The sequence below is a fragment of the Streptomyces sp. HUAS TT7 genome (assembly GCF_051550175.1).
Lineage (GTDB): Bacteria > Actinomycetota > Actinomycetes > Streptomycetales > Streptomycetaceae > Streptomyces.
The window spans coordinates 11,371-27,423 of record NZ_CP196178.1; the positions used below are offsets into that span (position 1 = coordinate 11,371).

At 73.1% G+C, this 16,053-nt stretch carries 15 protein-coding genes; 1 reads left to right on the forward strand and 14 read right to left on the reverse strand.

Annotation, left to right across the window (positions count from 1 at the left end):
* Position 1: 1 nt before the first annotated feature.
* The 6 genes from mobF to ACSHXC_RS42960 all read right to left on the reverse strand — a co-directional run bounded on the left by mobF (position 2) and on the right by ACSHXC_RS42960 (position 8,674).
* Positions 2-5,044, reverse strand: coding sequence for a MobF family relaxase (mobF, locus tag ACSHXC_RS42935; RefSeq protein ID WP_438297788.1), 5,043 nt, complete (start codon positions 5,042-5,044; stop codon positions 2-4).
* Positions 5,045-6,023: 979 nt separating this feature from the next.
* Positions 6,024-6,539 carry an HNH endonuclease gene (locus ACSHXC_RS42940; protein ID WP_438297789.1) on the reverse strand — a complete coding sequence of 172 codons (516 nt, stop codon included), beginning with the start codon at positions 6,537-6,539 and terminating at the stop codon, positions 6,024-6,026.
* A gap of 128 nt (positions 6,540-6,667) precedes the next feature.
* Positions 6,668-7,243: a hypothetical protein gene (locus ACSHXC_RS42945; protein WP_438297790.1), complete on the reverse strand. Its 576-nt coding sequence runs from the start codon at positions 7,241-7,243 to the stop codon at positions 6,668-6,670.
* Positions 7,243-7,716 carry a hypothetical protein gene (locus ACSHXC_RS42950; RefSeq protein WP_438297792.1) on the reverse strand — a complete coding sequence of 158 codons (474 nt, stop codon included), beginning with the start codon at positions 7,714-7,716 and terminating at the stop codon, positions 7,243-7,245. The genes ACSHXC_RS42945 and ACSHXC_RS42950 overlap by 1 nt, the downstream gene beginning before the upstream one ends.
* The gene (locus ACSHXC_RS42955) at positions 7,713-8,045 is read right to left on the reverse strand and encodes a hypothetical protein (RefSeq protein WP_438297793.1); all 333 of its coding nucleotides are present in this window, start codon (positions 8,043-8,045) and stop codon (positions 7,713-7,715) included. Before ACSHXC_RS42955 ends, ACSHXC_RS42950 begins: the two co-directional genes overlap by 4 nt.
* Complete coding sequence (locus ACSHXC_RS42960; RefSeq protein WP_438297794.1) at positions 8,042-8,674, reverse strand: hypothetical protein; 633 nt, start codon at positions 8,672-8,674, stop codon at positions 8,042-8,044. Before ACSHXC_RS42960 ends, ACSHXC_RS42955 begins: the two co-directional genes overlap by 4 nt.
* Positions 8,675-8,905: 231 nt before the next feature.
* Between ACSHXC_RS42960 and ACSHXC_RS42965 the strand changes: the two genes are divergently transcribed.
* Positions 8,906-9,640, forward strand: coding sequence for a hypothetical protein (locus ACSHXC_RS42965; protein ID WP_438297796.1), 735 nt, complete (start codon positions 8,906-8,908; stop codon positions 9,638-9,640).
* Between the two features lie 56 nt (positions 9,641-9,696).
* Here the strand turns inward: ACSHXC_RS42965 and ACSHXC_RS42970 are convergent, their stop codons facing one another.
* The 8 genes from ACSHXC_RS42970 to ACSHXC_RS43005 all read right to left on the reverse strand — a co-directional run bounded on the left by ACSHXC_RS42970 (position 9,697) and on the right by ACSHXC_RS43005 (position 15,973).
* Positions 9,697-10,440 (reverse strand): nuclease-related domain-containing protein, encoded by a 744-nt coding sequence (locus ACSHXC_RS42970; protein ID WP_438297797.1) that lies wholly within the window; start codon positions 10,438-10,440, stop codon positions 9,697-9,699.
* Between the two features lie 108 nt (positions 10,441-10,548).
* Positions 10,549-11,271 (reverse strand): hypothetical protein, encoded by a 723-nt coding sequence (locus ACSHXC_RS42975; protein WP_438297798.1) that lies wholly within the window; start codon positions 11,269-11,271, stop codon positions 10,549-10,551.
* A 35-nt stretch (positions 11,272-11,306) separates the two neighbouring features.
* Positions 11,307-11,753, reverse strand: coding sequence for a hypothetical protein (locus ACSHXC_RS42980; RefSeq protein WP_438297799.1), 447 nt, complete (start codon positions 11,751-11,753; stop codon positions 11,307-11,309).
* A complete protein-coding gene (locus tag ACSHXC_RS42985; RefSeq protein WP_438297800.1) occupies positions 11,750-12,133 on the reverse strand; it encodes a hypothetical protein in 384 nt (127 codons plus the stop codon). The genes ACSHXC_RS42980 and ACSHXC_RS42985 overlap by 4 nt, the downstream gene beginning before the upstream one ends.
* Positions 12,134-12,135: 2 nt before the next feature.
* On the reverse strand, positions 12,136-12,870 hold the full coding sequence (locus ACSHXC_RS42990) for a hypothetical protein (protein ID WP_438297801.1): 735 nt from the start codon (positions 12,868-12,870) through the stop codon (positions 12,136-12,138).
* A 747-nt stretch (positions 12,871-13,617) separates the two neighbouring features.
* Complete coding sequence (locus ACSHXC_RS42995; RefSeq protein WP_438297802.1) at positions 13,618-14,352, reverse strand: hypothetical protein; 735 nt, start codon at positions 14,350-14,352, stop codon at positions 13,618-13,620.
* Complete coding sequence (locus ACSHXC_RS43000; RefSeq protein ID WP_438297803.1) at positions 14,345-14,704, reverse strand: hypothetical protein; 360 nt, start codon at positions 14,702-14,704, stop codon at positions 14,345-14,347. The genes ACSHXC_RS42995 and ACSHXC_RS43000 overlap by 8 nt, the downstream gene beginning before the upstream one ends.
* A 75-nt stretch (positions 14,705-14,779) precedes the next feature.
* The gene (locus tag ACSHXC_RS43005) at positions 14,780-15,973 is read right to left on the reverse strand and encodes a hypothetical protein (RefSeq protein WP_438297804.1); all 1,194 of its coding nucleotides are present in this window, start codon (positions 15,971-15,973) and stop codon (positions 14,780-14,782) included.
* Positions 15,974-16,053: the final 80 nt, after the last annotated feature.

A 16,053-nucleotide genomic window follows, 5' to 3' on the forward strand; every position in this document is an offset into this window, starting at 1 on the left:
CCTACATGTCGATGTCGTTGTCGAAGTCCGGCATCGGGGGCGCCGGGGGCTCCGGGGCCGGTGCCGCAACGGGCTCGGGCTCCGGTGCAGCGACCTCCGGCTCGGGCGCGGCGGCCGGGGACCCCGGAGTCGGCTCCATGTCCCGGTCGTGCCCGGCCATCTCGCGGCCCAGGCGCTCGTACTCGGCCTCGAAGTCCATGCCGGTATTGCGGCGCTCGCGCTCGACCTCCTCGGCCTGCGGCTGCTGGCGCTCCGCCTCCCGCTCCTGCTCGGCGGCCTGCTCCCGCTCCTGGGCGCGCTGCTGGAGGATCTCCTGCGCGATGCGCGCCTGCTCCATCGCCTGCATGAGTTCTTCCTGGGCAGAGAGCTGGGGCGCGGACGCGGTCGCCGCGGCCGGTGCGCCGGCGGCGTCCGGAGCGTCGACCTCGGGCTCCGGAGCGGGGGCACGGCGCTCCAGCTCGCGCTTGGCGAGGTCGGCTTCGTCCCGCACGGTCTGGGTCTCCTCGACCCACTGCTCGCGGGTCTCCTGGACCTCCTGGAACTTCGCCGCGCGCTCGCCCATCGTCTCGGCGATGCTGCGGCTGGTCTCCGCCCGGTCGAGGGTGTCCTTCACCAGCTCGCTCGGGTCGATGTCCGCCTGCAGCGTGGTCGCCTGCTGCAGCTCCATCACCTGGTTCTGCCACATCTGCGGGTAGGTGTAGCCACCCGCCCTCGACACGGCGTCCATCGTGTCGGTGACGCGCTGCTCGTGCTCGGCGGCCTCCTTGTCCGCCATCTCCTGGGCGCGCAGCTCCATCTGCGTGGCCTGGTCAGCGAAGTCCCGCTGAGCGGTGAACGCCTTCTGCATGTCGTCGGCCACGTACGGCGGGGCCCAGCTCTCTTCCCGCTCGGCGCGCTCGACCATCTTGCGCAGCGTCTCGTCGGACGCGCGGACGATGTCGGCCTCGCGCTCGTCGACTCCCAGGGCCCGGCGCGCGCGCTCCCAGTCGGCGCGGGCCTCGACCGAGCCGCGGGGCGGCTGGGGGCCGATGGCGTTGCGCTCGTCGTCGTGGCTGTGCGCCTCGCGGTACCGCTCGACGCGGCCCGCCCGCTGCTCCCAGTCGGCCCGCTCGATCGGGTCCTCGGGCACCGGTCCCAGCCGCTCGATCGCCCACGCCGGCTGTTCCTCGGCGACGCGCTGACCGAGCCGCTCGGTGCGCTGGTCCATCTCGGCGGCCCACTCGTGCATGACCCGGCCCAGCTCGCCCTCCAGCTCCGGGGTGCGGGAGGCGTAGGAGTCCGTGGCCTCCCACTGTGCCTCGCGCTCGGCGGCCTGCCGCTGGGCGACCTCGTTGTCCTGGCCCGCGTGGAGGACCTCCACGTTCATCGCGTAGGCGTCGTTCTGCTTCATCAGCTCCTCGAAGTGGGGGTTCACCTCCTCGATGGCGGGCTCGTCGAGGACCAGGCCCTCGACGTCGGCGGCGTTCAGCTCCCCGGCGGCCTCGCGGGCGTCCGTCAGCTGCTCCTGCTGCTTCTCCTGGTCCTCCTCGTCGCCGAACTGGAGGGTCTCCACGTACAGCTGGTCGGACAGCGTCTGCTTGAGCAGCTCGGCGTGCGGGGTCTCGGTCAGCTGCTGCAGCTCGGCCGGGTCGACGGGCTGGTGCGCGGCCTCGATCGCGGCGTCGACCTTCTGCCGCTGCTCGGCCAGCGCGGCGCGCTGTTCGGCCTCCTCGGCGAGGACCTTGGCGCGTTCGGCGTACTCGTAGGCACGCTCGAGACGCCAGTACAGGGACGCGCCGTGATCCTTGGCGGTGTCCAGCTCGCGGGAGGTGGCGGTGCGCACCAGCAGGTCCTCGGCGTCGTAGCCCTGCTCCTCGACGTGCCGGGCCAGCCGCATCAGGCTGCTGTAGGACTCCTCGGAGCGCAGGTGCTCGTACTCATCGGCGCCCAGCGCCTGGTACAGGGCCCGGCTGTACTTCTCGTCGGCCTTCTGGTCCTTCACTCCCGACCAGGCCGGTTCGAGGACGGCGAGGTTCTCCCGGCGCTCCAGCTCGGCCTCGATCACCTTCGTCGCGGTCTTCTCCAGGCTGCTGCGCTGCAGCGTCGAGTTGAGCGTGGCGAGGTGGTGCGGGGCCTCCTCCGGCTTGACTCCGTCGCCGTCCCGGTGGGTGATGACGTAGCCGTAGTTCCCGCCCTCGCCGCGGGTGAGCATGACGTACAGGGCCTCGCGGCTGGTCGTTTCGTCGACCAGGGAGTGGCAGACCCCGACCGTGCGGCCCTGGGCGCCGTGCACGGTCGCGGCGTACGCCAGCTCGACGTGCTCCTGCACGTACGCGGCCGGCAGGTGCATGAGGGCACCGTCCTCCAGCTTCACCATCAGCGCGCCGTTGTCGCTGATCCCGGTGACCTTGGCGACCGTGCGGTTGACGGCGAAGTCGCCGTTCTCGGCGGTGATCTTCCGGTCGTTGCGGCGCAGCTGGATGAGGTCGCCCACGCCCGCCTTGGTCTCGATGCCGTGGTCCTCGCGGCCGGTACGCAGGACCACGCCGTGCTCGTCGACCACCTTGAGGCGGACCAGGTCGGCGCGGACCCGGGCCGACAGCTCCGCGACCTGGGCGTTGTCTGACGCGATGAGCAGCGGGTTCTTCTTGTCGCGGAAGTCGGTCAGCCACGCCTGGTAGGCGCGCTCGGTCATCTCCTCGGCGGAGCCGCCGCGGAAGCGGCCGTGCAGCTCGTACTGCTCCAGGGATGCGGCGTCGCCGGTGCGCAGCTTGAGCGAGGCGTCGGCCTCCCACTGCCGCGTGACCTTCTCGCCGGTGACCGGGTCGACGTCCCGGAAGCGACGGACCTCGTCGAGGAAGTGCACGCCCGGGGCCTCCTCGACCCACTGTGCGAACATGCCGCCCGCGCCGACGGCGGGCAGCTGTGCCGGGTCACCGGCGGGAATGCACTTGGCGCCGCTGGCCTCGACCAGCTTGCGGATCTCGTTGATGTCGGTGGTGTCGGTCATCCCGTTCTCGTCGAGGATGACCAGGGCGCCCCGGGGGATCCGGTACTTGTCGGCGTCGGGGACGTTCTTGCCCTCGGCGATGGCCTTGTTCTTGAGCAGCAGCATCTCGATGTTGGCGATGTTCTCGATGCCCTCTTCCTTGAGGACCTCGGCGGCGCGCTGGCCGCTGGCCAGACCGATGACCTGCCGGTTCTCGTAGGACTCCCAGACCTCGGTGAGGGCGGCCATCGTGTAGCTCTTGCCCGCGCCGGCCGGGCCGACCAGCAGGTCGACCTTGCGTCCGGAGGTGGCCGCGGCGCGGACGAAGTCGGCCTGGGCGCCCTTGAGGCCGCGGCGCGCGATGACGTCCTCGACCAGCTCGATGGGCACGGTGGGGGCACCGCGCTCGCCCGCGAACTGCCGCAGCCGGTCCTCGACGCGCAGGTGCTGCTCGGTGGCGTAGCGGTCCCAGGTCGAGGGGTTGGGCTCGTAGATGAACGTGCCGTCGCGGCGCTGCAGCTCGGCCGGGACGTCGACCAGGGCCGGGGCCTTCGTGCAGACCACGCCGTTGTCGGCGGTGGGGGAGAGTGCGTCGTCGGCCAGCTGGTTGAGCAGCTCGCTGACCTGGTGGGCCTCCAATCCGCCGAGCGTGTCGGGCAGCTGCTTGGTCAGCTCGACGATCAGGTCGGGGCGGGTCCAGGTGGGCTTCTGTTCCTGGACGGCCTCGATCGCCCGGCGCTGGATGACCTCGGGGTCGAACGGCTTGGCCGGCCGGTGCAGCTGGTGCACGGCGGAACGCTCGGCGACCTGGTCCGGGACGTCCGCGAGGCTCTCGCGGAAGCGGTCCTGGCTGGCTGCCTCCCAGCGCTGGAGCAGCTGGTCACGGGTGGTCGCGTCGTGCTTCTTGGCGTTGCGCTGGTCGAGCGTGACGTACTCCGACATGCGGGCCAGCACGTAGGCGTTCGGCTCGACGCCGTTCTTCTCCTCGTACGCCTTCGCCAGCTCGGCGACCCCCTGGACGATGCCCGCGCGACGGCTGCTGTGCAGGTCGCGCTGCTCCTGGCTGATGCCGACGATCTCGCGGGCCTTGCCGTCGGGGCGCATCTCGACGCGGACGCCCATACGGCGCTCCAGCGCCTCGTTGGCGACGAACTCGGCGAGGTGCCCGGCGGCCTGCTTGTGCTTGAACAGGCCCCGGCCGTCGAGGGAGCGCCAGACGGTCTTCTCCTGACCGGTGACGGGGTCGACGTCGACCGTCTTGACCTTCGCCAGCACGGCCGCGTGGACGTGCAGCTGGGGGTCGTCGTTCCGGCTCGTGTGCTGGGCGAATCCGGCGACGATGAACTCGTGGGCGTCCACGTACCGGCCCGCCGCGCGTCCCTCGACGGCCTTGCCGTGGTGCCCGGCGCGGGAGTAGCCCGCTTCCTCCTGCATGTGCTGCAGGCCGGCCTGGACGCCTTCCTTCCAGCAGTCCCAGACCTGCTCGGCCTTGCGGGTGTACTCCTGGGCCGTCTCCAGGTCGCCCGCCTCGCGCGCCTCCATCGCCTTGACCTGCAGCGAGGCGTGGTAGACGGACCACGACTTCGGCGCGCTGAACGTCAAGTCGTAGTAGAGCGTCGCGGACGGGGCCTCCTTGCGGACGGAGAACTCGATGCTCTTGATCTGCTCCGGGCTCAGCTCACCGCCCGGGGCCTGCTCGCGGGCCTTCTCCATCGCCGCGTCCAGGCGCTTCTCGAACGCCTTCTCGTAGTTCTTCGGCGCGTTGCCGAGGGTCGCCTCCTTGCGGATCTTCTTCTCCGCCTTGGCGTACTCCTCGGTGCCCTCCTCGTGCGGGATGGCTTCGAGCTTGGCGTACATCTCGTCCCGCTTGCGCGGGTCGATCCAGTGCGTGAACAGGTCCTCGAAGACCTCGTTCTGGACCTCGCCGGACAGGCCCAGCTCCTCCAGCCCGTCACCGAGCCAGTAGCCGGGCGGCTCGCCCGCCTCGCCGATGCTGCGCAGGTAGTAGTGCTCGGCACCCTGACCAACTTCCTTGGTCAGGTACCGAGGGTCGCTACCAGCGGAGATCGAAAGCATTGCAACGCAGCGTAGCTGTTTTTCAAGATCAACAACAGCCATCGGATCGTGATGCATAGGTGTGCTGGTTTGTTGTAGTGAGCATGAGTCTTACGGTCTGTAGGTGGTCTAGGTGATCAAGATGAGAGGAGAGGTCCGGTGGCCGGGGGTTGTAGAGGGTCGGAATCGGAGGTTCCACGGTGGGATGGGGGCAGTCCTGCGGCCTTGGCGACGGGCTACGGCCCGCATGGGTGGGCCTCGGCCCGTACGGCGCTGCGCGCCTCTTGTACCGAAATGTGCCGGTCGGCGGGCACGGCCCGCGCTGGCCACCGGCCCTCGCGCCGGGCGTTGCGTCCACCGGGCGGCCGACGCCCGTATGGGAAAGCCGTGGTGGTCACCCGCGCCGCCGTGCGCTACGGTCGGCACCGACGACTTCGACCCCCGCCGGGATGCCTGGCGGGGGTCGACTGTTACCAAGGGGCGGTCTGCGGGAGACGCGGCGCGGTTCCCCACCCACCCCGGCCGCGCGCGTCAGCGCGGCGGCCGGCTTCCCCGCCGGGCGGGCCCGGCGAGCACGGCGCGTGACCGACATGGCAGGCTTCCCCGCCCCGCGCCGCACGCGTGGGGAACGGCGCTCGGCCTCGGCGGCCGCGCGGGGAACTCCGGCCGCGCCCCTTCCCCACGGGTGGGGAAGCGTCCTCGACGGTGGGGAGCCGGGGAACTGGCGCGCGGTGGGGAAGCGTCGGCGGCCCGGGGAAGTTCCCCACCGCGCGGTCTTCCCCACCCCGGCCCGGTGGGGAACTTCCCCACCGGGGTCGGCTTCCCCACCCGCCGGGCGGCGCCCGGCTTCCCCAGCACGGTGGGGAACGAACGACGGGGAATGCTGCCGCGAGTCGCACGGCGGTCTCCCCGCCCCGACTTCCCCGCCCGGTCTTCCCCGGTTCCCCGCACGCGCCGGCGCCGGGACCAATTGGTCCCGGCGCCGGCTGCTGGTCGTCGGTCAGAAGAGACTGTCCTGGTGCGCCCCGGTCGGGTTGCCCGCGGCGAGCGCGGCGGCAATCGCCTCGTCGAGGTGGTCGGGGTCGGCGGCGGCGATGGCGGCCTGGACCGCCCGCGCCCGGCCCACTGGGCCGCGTACGTCGGCCAGCGCGTGGCCCGCCAACCTGCGACGACTGGCCGCGTCGCGGTTGTTGTCTCCCCGGGTGCCCAGCAGCCAGTGGCCCGGGTTCTGGCACGGCGGCTCGTCGCACCGGTGGCGGACGACCAGGCCGGCCGGGATGGAGTCGACCCCGTGGGCGAGGCGGTAGCCGAACAGGTGGGCGGGGACGACGCGGGAGGTCTGGGTGGTGTGGGACCCGGCGCGGAAGGTCGCGTGAGCGGTGTCCGTCAGCCCGCCCGTCCACCACCAGCAGGCGTCCGGGCCGCGCCGGAGAACGTGGCTCCAGTAGCGCGCGACGGTTTCCCCATCGGCCAGCAGCGTTCCCCACGGCACCCCGTTCCCCAGCGGGGAAGGCATGTCGACTTCCCCGCCTTCCCCGGTTCGGCGGTCTTCCCCACCCCGGGGAAGGTCGGCGGGGGCTTCCCCAGGGGCCGGGTGGGGAAGCGCGCCGTGGGGAAGCGCGGGCCGCTGCCCGCTGGGGAAGGTCACCGCTGGATCAGCCGGGCGGGGCCCGGCCGGGTCGTCGTGGGGATGGTGTCGGGGTCGGCGTGCACGAGCAGGGCCTGGGGCCACGGCCACTCGCGCACGACTTCCCCATCGCTGTACGTGATGGCGACGGTGGTGTCGTGGTCGGGGTCGTAGGCGGCCTCGGTGAAGTGCCGCCACCCCTCCGGCGGGTCGCTGTAGATCCGCACCCATCCGCCCGCGAGGACGTGGGCGAGGTCCTTCACCCGGATCTCGCGCGCCTCGGGCTCCCACACCGCGGCGGCCGGCGCGGCGCCCGCGCCGTCCTCCTGGTCGTCCTCGTCGGGTCCGTCCTGGGCGGCCAGCTCGGCGGTCGCCTCGATGTCGACCTCGCCGGTGCCGTGGAAGCAGACGACCACGCCGTCGGCGTCGGTCTCGCTGTACGAGGGAAGGTCCTGGTCGTCGTTCTCGTCGCCGGTGCCGTAGGTGCGGCGGTTGCAGTCGGGCGCGGTGCAGCGCCAGACCTCCTCGCCCTCGACCGTGATCGGCTCGGTCACGGCCTGGCACTCGGGGCAGGGCGGCGGTGTGACGGACATCACGCCCCCTCGGTGCGGAGGGATTCGGCGATCCGGGCGAGGGCGTCGGGGGCCTCGATCCACTCGGCGAGGGACTCGACGGTCTTCGTCGACCGCCGGTCCCGCCACCGGGTGCCGGCCTCCTGCAGCGCCTCGGACAGAGCGATGACCTCCTGGGTGCCGAGCATGCCGCTCAGCTCGGCCAGCCGGTCGGCCTCGGCGAAGTGGCCGTCGCCCGCCGCGCCGTCGGCGGCGGCCATCAGCTCGTCGCCGCGCCGCATCGCGTACGCGAGGTCGGCGCGCAGCAGGCCCGGCAGCGTCTCCTCGGCTCCGGAGATGACGGCCAGCTCGCGGTACCACCAGGAACCGTCCGGGCGGCGGGCCAGCTGTCCGCCCGGCCCGACGGGGTGCGCGGGGGTGATCGGGCGGAAGAGCAGGGCGTCGGGGTGCGGCGGGACGGTGTCGTGCCACGGGCGGGTGTCCGGGGTGGTCACGGGCGGCTCCCGTCGTCGGCCGGCGGCTCGTCGAGCAGGGCCGCACCGCCGTGCCCGCCCGCGAGACCGGTGCCCCGGCAGTGCCCGCAGTAGCCGGTGCCGTCGGAGTGGGCGTTGCGGAAGGTGTCCAGCTCGCCGCGGACCAGGGCGGTGACCCAGTCGAGCTGTCCGGGCTCGATGGGGACCTGGTGCTGCTCGCCGGTCGCCGGGTCGGTGACCGTGACGGTCACGGGGGCGGTGCCCTCGGGGTCGGTCGGGTATCCGTCGGCCAGCTCGGCGAGCGCCTGGGCGAACGCGGCGGCGGCCGGGAGGGTGGTCGGGGTGCTCATGCGGTGGCTCCGTCCTTCGTGGTGTTGGCCGCGAGGAAAGCGCCGGCGGCGGCGCTCGCCTCCTCGCTGGTGTCGTACGTGATGTCCTCGGGGGCCTCGGCGTTCCGGCCGTTGGCGCCGGTGGCGATCCACCACCACCCGCCGTCGTTCGGGTGGAAGCTGACGCGGGCCTCCCCGCCGAACGCCTCGAAGTTGATGGGGTCACGCCCGCGGTAAGCGTCGGGATTGAGCGCGCTGACCGCGTGGGGCCAGCGTTTGCGGGCGCCCTGGCGGGTGATGCCCCAGGCCGCGCCGAGATCGGGGTAGTTCGCGCCGTGCATACCGGCGTCGGCCGCGAAGTCGTCGGCGAGTCGCTCGGTCTCGGTCTTGATCTGTCGCAGGGCTCGGAGCACGGAGAGGTTCCAGTCGGCCGTCTCGCTGTTCGACAGCGCGAGGCTCTCGCTGATCTCGGGGGCGAGGTCGCGCAGGTGCGCCTCGCGGGCGGAGATCCCTCGAACCAGTTCCCGGGCCGCGTCCTCGACGCGGGTCCGGCACTGCGCGGCCTGGTCGGCGGTGGGGTCGGTCCATGCGGGCTCGAACCGCTGCAGCAGGAAGGCGTCGATTCGGGCGCCCATCTCGTCGGTCGTCATGCCCACCACGATACCCGTTCGGTAACTGAGTTACCACGGAAACTGAGTTTCCGGCATAGCCGGTTTCATCGTCTGGAGATCGCGGGCGCCCGGCGCCCGCAGGGCTTGTTATTAGCCCGCGCACGGTAGCCGGTGTCGCCGGGGCGGCTGATCTGCGGCGGTGTAGCTGTACGCGGCCCCCGGCGGGCAGATATGACATGGGCGTCCGTGCACGACTTGGGGGTGGTGGGGGTGAGCGACGTGTGGCCGCTGCGCCGGTCTCCGGAGGGGACCCGACGCGCGTGGCGTCAGCGTGAGGAACTGCAGGTGATCCTGCGCGGCGAGTACGGGCCGCGCTGGTGGGAGGTCGCCCCTGCATTCCTCGCGGCGCTGGTCGCCCTCGGGTTACCCATGTTCACCATCGGCTGGCTGTGGGTGCGCCTGGGCTGGTGGGCCGCGCTCCTGGCCGGTGCCGTCCTCGCGTACGGGGTCCGGGCGGTCGTGCTGCGCCGGCGGGAGGTCGCAGCCCGCAACCGGCGCCGCGCTGTGCGCTTCACCCTCGACCAGGTCGACGCGGCCGACGACCGGGAGTTCCGCCGGATCGTCGGCCGGCTGCTGCGGCGCGACGGGTGGACGGCCAAGGGCGTGCTGGTCAACGACCGGGGCACAGTGCACCTGGTGGGCAACGACCCCGGCGGCCGGCGGATGGGCTGCGCCTTCGAGCGCGGGATCGCGGCGGCCGGGCAGGACGGCCCGCGCTCGGCGGCCACGCTGCGCCCGGTCAGCGCCGCCCCGGACGACGACGGCCCCGAAGAGACGGAGGGGCCCGCGCCGCTGCTGCTGATCGTCTCCTCCGGCTCCTTCGCCCGGGAGCGGGTGGTGTGGGCGGCCCGCAACAACGTGCGCCTGGTCGACCGCGGCCAGCTCCGGCGCTGGGCGGCGGGCGAGAGCCTGCGGGTGCTCCTCGACCTGGACCGCGCGGACTGACCCCGGACGCACGAAGGGCCCGGCCGGAGCCGGGCCCTTCGTCGTTGCGGTGGTGGTCAGCTGCCGTGCGGGGGCAGGCGCTGCTCGGCCAGCTGCTCGACGGCGGTGATGCGCTCGGCGGTCCAGCCGGGCTGGGGCATCAGGTTCTGCAGCAGCCGCGGGAGCCTCTTCGCGGCGACGATCGTGACGCCCTGGACCTCGATCCGGCTGCGCGGGCCGGGGATCTTCGCACCGTGCACGGCGACGAACGGCCGCACCTCGCAGCCCAGCGCCCTCGATGCCTGCTCGGCCTCCCACGCCACCTTGCGCAGGGCCTCGCTCTGGTCGTAGCGGCCGTACCGCAGGGTGCCGCCCTCGACCCTGAGCCTCGACTTCTTCGAGCGCCACGCCTTCGAGTCGACGTACGCGACCCCGGCGGTCCCGATCACCAGGTGATCCAGGTTCGCCCTGCTGCCGGGGATGGCCCGGTCGTGCAGTACGGCGTAGCCGCGCCGGGCGAGCGGGGCGAGTAACCGGGCGGTGGCGACCTCGCCGGCCGCGCCCTTGGCCCATGAGTTGTCCGCGCGGCGGTAGGTCTGGCGGATCCCGTACGCCGCGACGGCGAGGGCGACGACCAGCCCGGCCTGCCACACCGTGGCGGTGCCGGCGGCGATGCCGAACACCACGGCGCACACCGCGGTGACGGGCAGCGCGACCTTCGCCCGGCGGTGCTGGGCTGCGCGCTCGGCGCTCCGGGCGGCCTCGGCGACCTGGCGGGCGCTGGCACCCGCCCCGCCCCGCCGTCCTGGTGCCATCGTCATGACGTCCCCTCCCTGCTCGGCTGTTGCTGCCTGTACCGGGACCGTAGCGCTGCGCACCGACAGGGCGTCAGTGCGCCCGCGCCCGGTCGCGGGAGGCGGGCGCGGTGCTCAGGCGCCGGTGGGGCGGTCGTCGCCGAACTCGACGAACCGGGCCAGCGCCCGCTCGACGGCGGGCTTGCCCTCGGTGGTGGCGGTGATCAGCCGGTCGAAGTACCGGCGCGCGGCCTGCTCCTGGGCGGCGGTCAGCTGCACCCGGCGGTCGGGGCCGGCGGCGGTGACGGCCGCGACCAGGGCGGCGGTGTCGTCGTCCTGCAGCTGGAGCACGGCGACGGCGCGGGCGAGGCGGGCCACGACCTGCTCGGCCTTCTCCGGGGTGCGGTCGACGCCGTCGGTGCCGTACTGCTCGCCCGCCTGGTCGAGCAGGCTGTGCAGGTCGGCGTGACCGGGCTCGTAGGCGAGGGCCTTGCGGGCGTGGTCGAGCAGCGCGACCAGGACCTCGACGTCGGCCTGGTCGACGGGGACGGCGTACAGCGGGGTGTACTCGTAGCCGTCGGTGCCCAGCACCGTGTTGCCGGTGGCGTGCTCCTCGCCGGTGAGCAGCGTGCGCCGCTCGTCACGCAGTCCCTCGGGCAGGGCGGCGAAGATCCGGCCCCATGCCTCGTGGGCGGCCTCGCCGTCGAGGCCGGCGGGCAGGGTGTAGACGTCGTCCGCTCCGGCGCGGGCGTCGCGGGTGGTCTCATCGAGCCAGATGAGCAGCGGTTCCTCCAGGTCGAAGAAGTCGGCGAGGAAGGACTCGTGGGCGGGCAGCAGCCGCGGCGCGGTGTCGGTCATGAGGGGCGCTCCTGGGTGGGTGAGGGACGGCTCGGTCAGTTCTTCGGGTGCTGGCAGGAGGGGCAGCCGATGGACTCGCCGTCGGCGGCGGTGGCACCGGCGGCTTCGGCGACCGCGCGCCAGCACAGGGGCCGGCCGGTCTCGTCGAGCGTGCGCCCGCTGGGATGGTCCTCGTCCGGGCCGTAGAAGACGGCCACGAAGGGCTCGACGCCCGGCAGGACGATGCGGGTCGGCGCGATGTGGAGGTCGAACTGCGGGGCGGGCGGGATCGAGGCGAGGCTCTCCCACACCACGCAGCCCAGCAGCTGCGCCACGGTCCGGTGCTCGTGGTCGTCCCAGCACGGGTCCCAGGTGCTGCCGTCGGAACGCAGCACCTCCAGGCCGTCGGTGACGGTCAGGGTGATGGTGTCGTAGACGTAGGGCTCGGGCTCGATGACGGGCGCGGTGGCGGTGCGGCGGCGGAGCAGCTGGCGGATGTTCATGGGGTCTGGTCCTCCTCGTCGTCGAATGCGTCGGTGATCAGGTCGGGCCAGCGGGCGTGGCCTCGGAAGATGAGGCGGTGGCGGAGCATCGCGGCGGCGTGGTCCCGGGGGACCTCCAGGGCGAAGTCCTCGTGGGCGCGGGCGATGACGTCGCCGACGCTGACCCGCATCGGGATGGTGATGTGCAGGTCGACGACGGGTTCGGCGAGCCGGGCGCGCACGGCGGTGGTGATGGCGTGGTCGGTGGCGGCCTGCAGCACCTTGCGGTAGTGCTCGTCCGCCCGGCGCTGCCGGCGGTCCTGCTCGAGACGGTGCAGCCGCGGGGCCAGCAGCGCGGCGAGCAGGGCGAGTAAGAGGACGGTTCCCACGAACCAGACCACGGCTACGCCTCCTCGGCGGCCGGGGCTGCGGGGTCGTCGTAGGGGCGGACGACCTTGCCGTCGGCGAACGCGCGGCGGGTGCGCGGGACGTAGGTGGGCTCGGGGGTGTGCTGGTCGTCGGGCTCGTAGACCTGGGTGGCGTTGATGCCGTGCTCGTTGACGGCCATGCGGTAGTGCTGCCAGCCCTCGTGGCCGTAGAAGGTGCCGATGGGCTCGCGGCAGGTGACGCACAGGGCGTCGTCCGGGCGGGTCAGCTCGTCGTACAGCTCGACGGCGTCGGACAGCGCGCCCTCCGGGACCGCGAGGCGGGGCCCGATGGAGTCGAGCAGGTCCTCGACGGTGCCCATGTGGCGGTCGCTGACGGCGGCGAGGGCCTGGCCGACGATGCCGAGCAGGGCGACGGACTCGGCGGTCGCCGTGGCCAGCTGCGCGTGCAGGGCCTCCAGTCCGGCCCGGGTCCACTCGACCTCCTGCGGGGTCGGTCCGCCGGCGTCCCAGGTGAAGCGTCCGCCGGGCGCGGCCGGTGCGGGGCGCAGGGGCTCGCCCCGGGAGTCGAGGGCGGTGCGGTCGGCGGGGCGGCTGCCCCGCTCGGCGACGGGGAGGGGGACGACGGCGGCGACGCGCTCGCCGTTGCGGGTGACGTACGTGATGGCCCCGCCGTCCTTGGCGCGGTCGACGACGGAGGCGATCTCGTCGCGGACTCTGCGGATCGGGTGGTCGTACTCAACTGCGGTCATGTACCAATGGTACCGCGCTAGGTGTACCAAGGGTACACACTTGCGGGAACTGGGCGAGAAGATTCCGGGCCGTCTCCCAGCGGTTGTCCGGCGCGACGCGCGCCGTAGGTCGGGCCTGAGCGGTGTTCCCTCGTTGGACGGCGCTCACGGTGGGCCCTGCGGGCGTTCGGGGGTGGCGGAGCTTGCGGAGCTGCCCCCGGGCGGTCGTAGGGCATGGTGCGGAGGGACGGCCAGCGAGGGGGCGCCGCGACCCACCCCAACTCCCCACCTGCCTGCGCCTCCTGCCGCCCCCTCCGCAGGATGGCCGGGGGTCCAGGGGGCAGAGCCCCTTGGGTACCGCCGCGTGCGGCGGTGAAGGCCGGGACTGCAGGCGACCCGCCAGCGCCGCCTCGCCCGCCGCTGCACCCGGCTCCGGCCGCAGCGACCCGCACGCCTTGGCGATCCTCGACGGCCGCCCTTTGCCCGGACGGAGCCCGAGCAAGATGGAGGCTCGGAGTGTCCGAGCAAGTTGGTGCGAAAGCATCCCTTCCGCGCTCGGCTGGGGCCGGACGCGAAAGGGGGCTCGCCAGACCGGGGGCGGTCTGGCGAGCGAGGCGCGGGGCGATGGGGACCGGTGCACGGCCGTGGCCGACCCCGGTCTCCATCGCGGGCGCGCGCGTAGAAGGCGCTCAAAACGCTCGAAACCCTGCGGCGCAGCGCGAGGGGCCGGGACCAATTGGTCCCGGCCCCGGTCGTACGGCGGCTCGGCTACCCGGCGGCCGGCGGGGTGCCGACGGCGATGCGGGCGCCGACCAGCTGCCCGGCCTGGGCGGCGGCGCGCAGCGCCTTGGTGGCGGCCTTGTCGTCGTGGCGCAGTTCGGCGAGGCCCACGTTGCCGCAGTAGAGCACCGCCCACCGGTAGCGGGCGGCCAGCTGCAGCCAGCCCTGGGACAGCTCGACGGAGCCGGTGAAGAAGCGCCCGCCGTCGGGGTCGAGGATCAGCAGCCCGTCGGAGCCGTCCGGGCCCTGGCCGGGCAGCAGCACACCGACCCACTCGGGAACCGGGGGCGGGGCCTGGCGCAGCCGGTTGACCAGGTGGAAGCCCTGGGAGAGCAGGTGGCTGGCGACCACGTTCGTCAGCTCGCCGGTGGGGCTGTCGCTGATCACGTACGCCTTGCCCACGGTCTCGGCGACCAGGACAGGCAGGTCGGCGCCGCCGTGGTCGAGGACGGCGGCGGTCATCGTCATGGCGTAGCCGTCCGCCGGCGCGGCCGGGGCGAAGTCCGGGCCCATCGCGATGACCTCGGAGGGGCCGCACCGGTCGTGGACGTAGACGACGTGGGTGAAGGACCCGTTCGTGCGCACCACCATGTTGACGGTGCCGGTCAGCCGCTGTCGGCAGGCGACGCACTCGCCATCGGTGAGGGAGACCTCGGCAGCGCGGGCGAGGCCCTCGGGTCCGAGCAGCTCGCGCACCTCGGCGCTCATGTGGAGGTCAGGCACGGGGCTGCTCCTGGTCGTGCTCGTCGAGGACAACGGCGGCGTGCTCCTGGCGGGCGTAGCCGCGGGCGTCCGCGTCCCACCGGGTCTCGGCGGCCGGGACGGGGCCGCGGCCGGCGCCGTGGGCTCGGTCGTGCTCCAGCAGGCGGCGGGCGGTGTCCTCGGCGTCCTGCTCGCTGTCAGCGGTCTCCTCGACCCCGTCGAGGACGGGCACGGCACGGTCGGCGAGGGCAGCACGGTGTACGAGGTAGGTCCGCTCGCGCTGGCGGTCGCCCGGGTGCACAGTGACGTCGTCGCTGAGGCGCTGGACGGCGGCCGTGGCGCGCAGCAGGGCGAACTGGTCGGTGGTGCTCATCGGTTCCTTTCGGTACGGCCGGGCGGGCGGAGCCAGTTCCGATGGCTCCGCCCGCCGTGGTGCTCGGCTGGTGGGTCATGCCTGGTCGGCGGTGTCCTCGGTCTTGTCGCCGGTGCGGAGCTTGTGCACGGCCTGCCGTGACATCCGGGCGCGGCCGGCGATGTCGGAGTCGCCGTATCCCCACTGGGTGACGCGGGCGACCAGTTTGGTGCGCTCCTCGCGGTACTTCTCCAGCCGGGCGACCTCGGCACCGACGACGGCGAGTCGGTCCCAGTCCTGCTCGCGCAGCTGCGCCCGCAGCTCGTAGGCGGCGTCCTTGGTGCCGAAGATCCGTACGCCCTGCTGCGCGGCGCGGTGCTCCTCGGCGTCGATCCAACGCTCCAGCTCGGCGTCAGTGGTCTCGGAGGTGATGGTCGCGGCGGCGAGGCGGCCGTGCTCGGCGTCCCAGTCGCGGAAGTCGCGCGCCGGCCGCGGGTCGCCGTCGAGCAGCACGGTGCGGTACCAGGAGCGCACGCCGGTCACCTGCAGGCCGATGCCGGAGCCGTCGCTGTAGGGGCGGCCGAAGACCTTCTTCACCTCCTCGTGCCAGTGCTCGTTCGCGCCGATGTAGCGGGTCTGGATCTCGCACTCGTGCTCCAGCTTGTCCAGGGACAGGCCCAGCATCTCGGGCCGGTAGACCTGGGGGCAGCGGGCGACGAGGTCGGCGAAGTCGACCAGGTCGGCGTCGACCTCGGGCTGCGCGGCCTCGCGGTGGCGGGAGGTGAGGCGGCACAGCTGGCGGCCGGCGCGGGCGGAGGCGGCGGACCAGTCCAGCTCGCCCCCGGCCTCGAAGAAGCCGTCGAGCAGCTGCTGGGCGGTGGGAACCAGGGTCTGCAGCAGGGCGTTGGCGGCCTCGACGTCGAGGTAGGGGTGGCCCTCGAAGCCGGAGTCGACGTGCCAGCTGAGCAGTTCGGGGACCTGCTCGAACCACATGTGGGGGCCGCTGCCCGGCATGAACGGCTTGCCGGGGTGCCAGCGGTTCCAGGTCTCCTTGGGGACGTCGTTGATGGCCTTCCACCTGGGGTCCCACACCTCGCGGTGCTCGGTGCTCTCGTGGAAGGACAGCTCGCCGGTGCGGGTGTTCAGCAGGACGGACTGGTAGCCACCGGGCCAGCGTCCGGGCTCGACGGGCTCGGTCGGGACGACGCTGGTGACGGGCGTGACGGTGACCTGCGGGGCCTGATAGGTGGCGACCTCGACCTGGGGGACGGGGATGGTGCCGCTGCTCATCTACTTCTCCTCGTTGCCGGGTAGTGCGACGTAAACAGGTTGACTCCTAGCTGATTCAACGTCAACCAGTTGACAGTAGA

What these genes read in the sequence shown, in the direction of transcription:
- ACSHXC_RS43000 (WP_438297803.1), bottom strand. Translation starts at nt 14,704, where the DNA reads ATGAGCACCACCGACCAGTTCGCCCTGCTGCGCGCCACGGCCGCCGTC.
- ACSHXC_RS42970 (WP_438297797.1), bottom strand. Translation starts at nt 10,440, where the DNA reads ATGACGATGGCACCAGGACGGCGGGGCGGGGCGGGTGCCAGCGCCCGC.
- ACSHXC_RS42945 (WP_438297790.1), bottom strand. Translation starts at nt 7,243, where the DNA reads ATGTCCGTCACACCGCCGCCCTGCCCCGAGTGCCAGGCCGTGACCGAG.
- ACSHXC_RS42975 (WP_438297798.1), bottom strand. Translation starts at nt 11,271, where the DNA reads ATGACCGACACCGCGCCGCGGCTGCTGCCCGCCCACGAGTCCTTCCTC.
- ACSHXC_RS42960 (WP_438297794.1), bottom strand. Translation starts at nt 8,674, where the DNA reads ATGACGACCGACGAGATGGGCGCCCGAATCGACGCCTTCCTGCTGCAG.
- ACSHXC_RS43005 (WP_438297804.1), bottom strand. Translation starts at nt 15,973, where the DNA reads ATGAGCAGCGGCACCATCCCCGTCCCCCAGGTCGAGGTCGCCACCTAT.
- ACSHXC_RS42980 (WP_438297799.1), bottom strand. Translation starts at nt 11,753, where the DNA reads ATGAACATCCGCCAGCTGCTCCGCCGCCGCACCGCCACCGCGCCCGTC.
- ACSHXC_RS42955 (WP_438297793.1), bottom strand. Translation starts at nt 8,045, where the DNA reads ATGAGCACCCCGACCACCCTCCCGGCCGCCGCCGCGTTCGCCCAGGCG.
- mobF (WP_438297788.1), bottom strand. Translation starts at nt 5,044, where the DNA reads ATGCTTTCGATCTCCGCTGGTAGCGACCCTCGGTACCTGACCAAGGAA.
- ACSHXC_RS42940 (WP_438297789.1), bottom strand. Translation starts at nt 6,539, where the DNA reads ATGCCTTCCCCGCTGGGGAACGGGGTGCCGTGGGGAACGCTGCTGGCC.
- ACSHXC_RS42990 (WP_438297801.1), bottom strand. Translation starts at nt 12,870, where the DNA reads ATGACCGCAGTTGAGTACGACCACCCGATCCGCAGAGTCCGCGACGAG.